At 40.6% G+C, this 6375-nt stretch carries 7 protein-coding genes; 4 read left to right on the forward strand and 3 right to left on the reverse strand.

Annotation, left to right across the window (positions count from 1 at the left end; all coding sequences use genetic code 11):
* Nucleotides 1-19: 19 nt before the first annotated feature.
* The 3 genes from ftsE (at nucleotide 20) to rpoH (ending at nucleotide 2894) form a co-directional block, all read left to right on the forward strand.
* Nucleotides 20-694 carry a cell division ATP-binding protein FtsE gene (ftsE, locus tag Q0791_RS05040; protein ID WP_299003479.1) on the forward strand — a complete coding sequence of 225 codons (675 nt, stop codon included), beginning with the start codon at nucleotides 20-22 and terminating at the stop codon, nucleotides 692-694.
* 60 nt (nucleotides 695-754) lie between these two features.
* Nucleotides 755-1726, forward strand: coding sequence for a permease-like cell division protein FtsX (gene ftsX, locus Q0791_RS05045; RefSeq protein WP_299003480.1), 972 nt, complete (start codon nucleotides 755-757; stop codon nucleotides 1724-1726).
* A 310-nt stretch (nucleotides 1727-2036) separates the two neighbouring features.
* On the forward strand, nucleotides 2037-2894 hold the full coding sequence (rpoH, locus tag Q0791_RS05050; protein WP_299003481.1) for an RNA polymerase sigma factor RpoH: 858 nt from the start codon (nucleotides 2037-2039) through the stop codon (nucleotides 2892-2894).
* Between the two features lie 49 nt (nucleotides 2895-2943).
* On the opposite strand, the gene Q0791_RS05055 is transcribed toward rpoH, so the two are convergent.
* Nucleotides 2944-3372, reverse strand: coding sequence for an Lrp/AsnC family transcriptional regulator (locus tag Q0791_RS05055; protein WP_299003482.1), 429 nt, complete (start codon nucleotides 3370-3372; stop codon nucleotides 2944-2946).
* Nucleotides 3373-3524: 152 nt separating this feature from the next.
* Between Q0791_RS05055 and yjeH the strand changes: the two genes are divergently transcribed.
* The gene (gene yjeH, locus Q0791_RS05060) at nucleotides 3525-4766 is read left to right on the forward strand and encodes an L-methionine/branched-chain amino acid transporter (RefSeq protein ID WP_299003483.1); all 1242 of its coding nucleotides are present in this window, start codon (nucleotides 3525-3527) and stop codon (nucleotides 4764-4766) included.
* Nucleotides 4767-5153: 387 nt separating this feature from the next.
* Here the strand turns inward: yjeH and Q0791_RS05065 are convergent, their stop codons facing one another.
* Together Q0791_RS05065 and Q0791_RS05070 are read right to left on the reverse strand one after the other, a co-directional pair.
* Entirely contained in the window at nucleotides 5154-5621 is a 468-nt protein-coding gene (locus tag Q0791_RS05065) for a TerB family tellurite resistance protein (protein ID WP_299003484.1), read from the reverse strand.
* Between the two features lie 43 nt (nucleotides 5622-5664).
* A complete protein-coding gene (locus tag Q0791_RS05070) occupies nucleotides 5665-6219 on the reverse strand; it encodes a DUF2780 domain-containing protein (protein ID WP_299003486.1) in 555 nt (184 codons plus the stop codon).
* Nucleotides 6220-6375 lie beyond the last annotated feature (156 nt).

The raw sequence follows: 6375 nt of genomic DNA on the forward strand, positions 1-6375 counted from the left end.
AGGCTATCTAGGAGAATGAATGATTCAATTTGAGCAAGTCAGTAAAGTTTATGCTGGTGGTCAAAAAGCGCTATCTGATGTGAGCTTTCATTTAAAAGTGGGAGAAATGGCTTTTTTAACTGGGCATTCTGGCGCGGGAAAAAGTACCTTGCTCAAATTAATCACAGTCATAGAAAGAGCGAATGGTGGTCGTGTTGCGATAAATGGCCATGACATAGCGAAAGTGAAGCGATCCCAAGTGCCTTATCTTCGTCGTGATATTGGAATGATTTTTCAAAACCATCATTTATTGATGAACAAGAGTGTGTTTGACAATGTCGCTTTACCTTTAATGATTGAAGGCTTTTCTCATAGTGAAATTCGTAAACGGGTGGCAGGTGCATTAGACATGGTGGGCTTGTATGGCAAAGAAAGGCATCAGCCCATCATGTTGTCTGGTGGTGAACAACAAAGAGTGGGCATTGCTCGTGCGATTGTCAACAAGCCGCCTTTGTTATTAGCCGATGAGCCTACGGGGAATTTAGATCCCAAGTTATCCATGGATATACTAGGTTTATTTGAGACTTTTAATAATGCAGGTACGACAGTGCTCATTGCCACCCATGATTTGGGATTAATTGCGAGAATGAAATACCGTACTTTGACCCTAAAACAAGGAAAAATGTTAGGGGCACAAGAGCTAGAGCATCAATAATTAAGTTATTTTGTTGTATCAGTAAAGGAAAATTACTGTGATGTTGAAAGGAATGTACTTATGACTCAATCTAAACCTATCTCGCTTAATCGCAGTAAACTTCCTTTATCGGGCCGTTTTATCATGTTTTTTGTGCGCCATATTCAACACGGCATGACGAGTATGGGGGAGCTATGGCGAAATCCAGTGTCATCTGTGATGACTATGCTGGTCTTAGGCTTGAGTTTAAGCTTACCTGCGGCATTACAAGTCTTGGTGAAAAATGCCGAGGCGATTACGCATTCATGGAACAGTGCTGCCGAAATATCATTGTTCATTGACGATCAGCCCAATGACAAGGTTATGCAAAGTTTATTAACACGTATTCAGGCTTATCCTGAAGTCAGTGAGATTAATTTCATTGATCGTTCGCAAGCTTTGGCTGAGTTTCAACGTCTCTCTGGTTTTGGAGAAGCCTTATCTTATTTAGATTCTAATCCTTTACCAGCGGTGATTACCGTTATTCCGACTTTGCATTATTCGAGTCCAGAAGGGGCGAGAATGTTGTTGACCAAATTAGAGCAAGAGCCAGAAGTGTCTTTTGGGCGCTTGGACATAGAATGGTTAGAGCGTTTACAAGCGATATTAAATTTACTTGAACGAACTGTGTTAGCGATTGCCACTTTGTTAGTGTTAGCGGTGGTTTTAGTGATAGGTAATACCATTCGACTTGCGATTATGAACAGGCAAACAGAAATTGAAGTGATGAAGCTGGTGGGGGCGACAGAAGCCTTTATTCGGCGGCCTTTTCTTTATACGGGGATTTGGTACGGTATCATTGGCGGCGTATTGGCTTGGTTAATTATTAATGTTTTAGTGTTATATTTGTCATCAGCACTGGGAGAGCTGTTAGGCTTGTATGGCAGTGAACTTAAAATGCAGTCATTAACTTTTCCAGAATTAATACAATTGGTTATATTGGCTTCTTTTCTTGGCTGGTTAGGATCATATTTATCTGTGAGGCAGCATTTAAAAGCGATTGAACCTTCTTAGTATTATTGAGTCTATAATGTACATCCCTGTGACTTAAGATGACACGGGTATATTGATTTAGCTATACATGAATGAGACTTCATTTGCATTTGAACCATCTTGCTGCAAAAATAAGCGCGGTAAAAGATAGCTGCTAATGAAAATGAAGATCTATATCACATAGTGTAATAGACTATTTGAGTATAATTAAGTGGGATTTACTTAGTAGAATAGTTGACATATTCTGTCAGATAGTCGATAGTTCTTCAGTCTGCTAAAAGTCTTTAGTGAAGCAGTGTATCGATAGGTTTAAGTACAGTTAGGAGCGTGAATGACTGATCAAACGCAAACAATGGCACTAATGGTTCCTCAAGGTAGCGGTAGCCTAGAGTCTTATGTTCACTCGGCCCAAAGTATTAGTATGCTTGAGCCTGAGCAGGAATATGAGTTGGCGAAGCGTCTTCAAGAAACCGGTGACTTGCAAGCGGCAAAGCAGTTAATTATGTCTCATTTGAGATTTGTTGTTCATGTCGCTAAAGGTTATTCTGGCTATGGGTTACCCCAGGCAGACTTAATCCAAGAAGGCAATATTGGTTTGATGAAAGCGGTGAAACGCTTTGATCCCGATGTTGGTGTGCGCTTGGTGTCTTTTGCTGTACATTGGATAAAAGCTGAAATACATGAATATGTCTTGAAAAACTGGCGTATTGTTAAAGTGGCAACAACGAAAGCCCAGCGAAAGCTTTTTTTCAATTTGCGAAAAGCAAAAAAACGTTTAGGTTGGTTTAGTGACGATGAAGTGACTATGGTGGCCGAAAATTTAGGTGTGTCTAAGGCTGATGTGACCGAAATGGAGTCGCGAATGGCGGCACAAGATCCCGCGTTTGATTTGTCTACTGACAACGACGATGATCATGATTTTGCCCCTATGCACTATTTAGAAGATCATTCATCGGACCTTGCTTCACAAGTTGAAAATGATAATTGGGACTCTGAAAATCATTCCCGTTTGTTGTCAGCCATTAAAACTTTAGATGAGCGTAGTCAGCATATTTTGCAAGCCCGTTGGTTAAACGATGAAAAAACAACGCTGCAAGAATTGGCTGAAACTTATCAGGTATCTGCAGAGCGGATCAGACAGCTTGAAAAAAATGCGATGAATAAACTAAAAGGTCGAATGGAAGCCTAACCATTCGATTTAATCCAAAAAAACCTGCTATGGCAGGTTTTTTTCGTTTTTAACCTTGATTATCTATCCATTCACTCATGACCACATGGGTTTTTATTTTAATAATATCGGTTTGTGCATCAATATATTCTCTGATTTCATGGAGTCTTTGCATTGATTTTGCTTGTACATAGACTAATAAGTCCATATCGCCAGTGATCCCACGGCAGGTAATGACTTCAGGAATGGCTTGAAAAACATGGATCACATCCGCACAGCGTGGGCAATGATGTTGAATTTCAAAGTAAGCCGATACGCCTGTTTTTTGAGATTCACTTAACAGCACTTGGTAGCCTCGAATAATCCCTGTTTGCTCCATTTTTTTTATTCTGTCGGATACGGCTGAACGTGATAAATTCACTTGCTCAGCAATGCTTGAGATGCTTTGTCTAGCGTCTTGTTTGAGTGCATTCAAAATGGCAGAGTCAAATTTATCCATGTGAGTATTTCAGGCAGAATGTGGCAATATTGAGAGAATTCCGTCATTTTAACGGAAATGCTGTGAGTATGACAGAGTTGAGCGTCAGACTTTAGAGAAGAGGAAGTTTATAATAGACAGATTATCAATCTGTTAAATAGTGTAAAAAGTCAATGAAAGGAAAGATTGGATGTTGGCAAGGTGCGGGCCTGATGGCCACCACTTTGCTAGGGACAGGCGTATTTATTTTACCGCAATTGACCATAGAGGCGGCTGGGAGTGGAGCATTAATTGCTTGGGCATTGCTCACTGTGGCAATTATTCCAGTGACTTTGGTATTTGGGCGTCTAGCAAGTGTTTTTCCTCATGCCGCAGGCCCCGCATACTTTGTCGAAAAAGCATTTGGAAAGAGTGCGGGACGAACAATTGGGCTCATGTTTGTTCTGGTTGTGCCATTAGGCGCCCCTGCTGCAATTTTAATGACTTTTCAATTTGTGAATGAGTTAGTGGTGTTGTCGGGTTGGTCTCAGGTGGGGGTAGAGTTATTATTGCTCAGTGTGCTGTTTTTGCTTAATCAAAAAGGGATTCAGATTTCAGCAAAAATGCAGTTTATGCTGACGTTAGGCGTTGTAGCGATTGTCGTTGCCTTGTTTGGCTCAGCTGGGGAGACCATAGGTGATATCAAAGCGATGCATATAGAGCCTGATGTTAATTCCATTGCAATTGCAGCCAGTATTGCTTTTTGGAGCTTTTTAGGTGTGGAAGCCATGACACATTTGGCGAATGACTTTCGTAACCCTAAAAAAGACATGTTGCCAGCAATGATGATTGGCACTGTGTTAGTCGGATTAGTTTATTTAGGTTGTACGCTATTGTTATTAAAAGTGCCGACCGATAGTGGTGTTGCTATGGTGGGAGTGATTAACCAGGCTTTTGGTGGTTACGGGGCGCAAATTATTGGCATATTGGGTGTTGCAAGCGGTTTAGCGACAGTGAATGTTTATACTGCAAGTGTCTCGAGACTTATTCATAGTTTTAGTACAGAAGGCGTATTACCTAAGTATTTTTCGACATTAAATACGAATGGTTTACCCGTCAGAGCATCAAATACAGTATTGGGCGTTATGGCTTTTGTGATTGTGATGACTTATATGACAGGGCAGGAGCTAGAAGATCTTATTTCGTGGACAAATGGCGTTTTTGTGATCATTTATTTGGCTTCTATGTTGGCGGCAGGACGATTACTGAATAAAAGTTATTGGCTAATAGTCTTGCTGAGTAGCTTTTTCTGTCTAGCTCTGGCTGTTGCGTTAGGTGCTAGTATGTTTTATGCGGTATGTTTGCTTGTGCTCTTGTTTGGCAGTTTGGAGTGGCGTAAACAGCATAATAAGCGCAGGCAGGCAGCTTTAGCTTAATGTCTAAGTTAGCTTATAAAGCCACATCAAGTGGCTTTTTAGTTATACCAATTCCATTATATAAGTGATCTTTCAGCGGGAATTCAACATGCTGTAGGCAAGGTCGTTAATTGCTCCTGCATTAACAGACAGTCCCACCATCCATGGCGGTCGCAGCTGATTGAAGCTAATAGTTATTCTCGGCTTGGGTTCAAACGTCGCTCTACCTCCCTCATCCATGAGGTCGTATATCGAAAGCAGCTAACGTAGCATAAAGTATGTTGAAACCCGCACACAGTGAGCTTCTCAGACATTCCACTTCTGCGTTGCATTCATTTGAAAGGGAATCACCATTACTGCATAAATGCGCCTTGAATTGAAAAGCCTGAGAAGCTCTGAATTGATCATCTATATAATGGAATTGGTATTATTATCTTTAAGTGCAAGATTGCGCATTTGTATGAGCTCACTGTGTTTTAAATACAGTAATTCAGCCATTCTGCGGATCAATTGATCTTCGTATTGGCATAAATGACCATCTGCATAAGCTAAGCGCCACATGGCTAAAATCAATTGCTGTTTTTGTTCAATGGAGAATTGATCATTAATTTCTGAAGTAAACTCAAAAAGAGAAGTGCTTTTTTTCTGTTTACGTTTGGCATCGTTAATGAGCGTATTGACTTCATCTTTGTTTAACTTTAGCGTTTTGGCAAGCAGCTCAGGGAGTAAATTGGCTTCCTCAGCAGAGAAAGAGTCATCGGCATAGATGACTTCTAAGAGTAAGCATGCTGCAGCTAAGTTCAAGTGTTGAGCTTTCTCTTCTGGGGAAAGCTCCTGAGTATGAAAATTTAAGAACTGCTTTAATTTCTCTATCATAGTGATACTCAATGTTAAAACGATTAATGGTGCATTGGTGTCGTTATTTCAGATCGAGTGGATCTTGTGTCACTGTTAAAGGAGTCAAAGCTTTCATGAGTAAGTCAGAACTGCCTTTGCTACCATTGGTATTTAAATAGTCTTCAAGAATATCCATCATAGGATCAACCAGTCCTTTGGACAAGCCTAATTGATCAAAAGCACTGTATACCATGAGTCCTCCCTTTGCTGTAGGGCTGAGGTTGCCTAATTGATTATTGAGAGTGGATAAGGTTGAGGTATTATCCACTTTAGGGGCTGCTTGAAGTAAACTATTAATGTTGGGAATAGAATCAGCTATAGGGCTAAAGCTGTTTGCTCCCATGCTTGCTTTAGCCATCGACAGTAGGCTGCCCAGCCCACCTTGAGCTTGTGTTTGGGTTATCCCTAATTGTTCCATTGTCATTTGAACCAGATCTGATTGGTTTGAGTTATCTGCTACCGATGTTTTATCGGCTTGAAGCACAGTGTTGCTCAAACTTTCAAGTTGTGATGCATTAGCCGTGAAGGAAAAAAGGCAGAGGAAGAAAGCGAGAGGTAAATGAGATAAAGGTTTCATTGGTGGCCGTCCTGTTTCATTGGATACTTATAATTTTAGCTTTTTTGTGCTCTTAGAGAATTTTTTTACATTAAGGTCGCTAGGGCCTAATACTGGTCAGTTAAGAGCTAATATAATTTTAGGGAGTAAGTTCTTGGCCTATGTTTGACCTCCCTT

It is taken from the genome of uncultured Shewanella sp., assembly GCF_947495455.1.
In the GTDB taxonomy this organism is placed as follows: Bacteria; Pseudomonadota; Gammaproteobacteria; order Enterobacterales; family Shewanellaceae; genus Shewanella.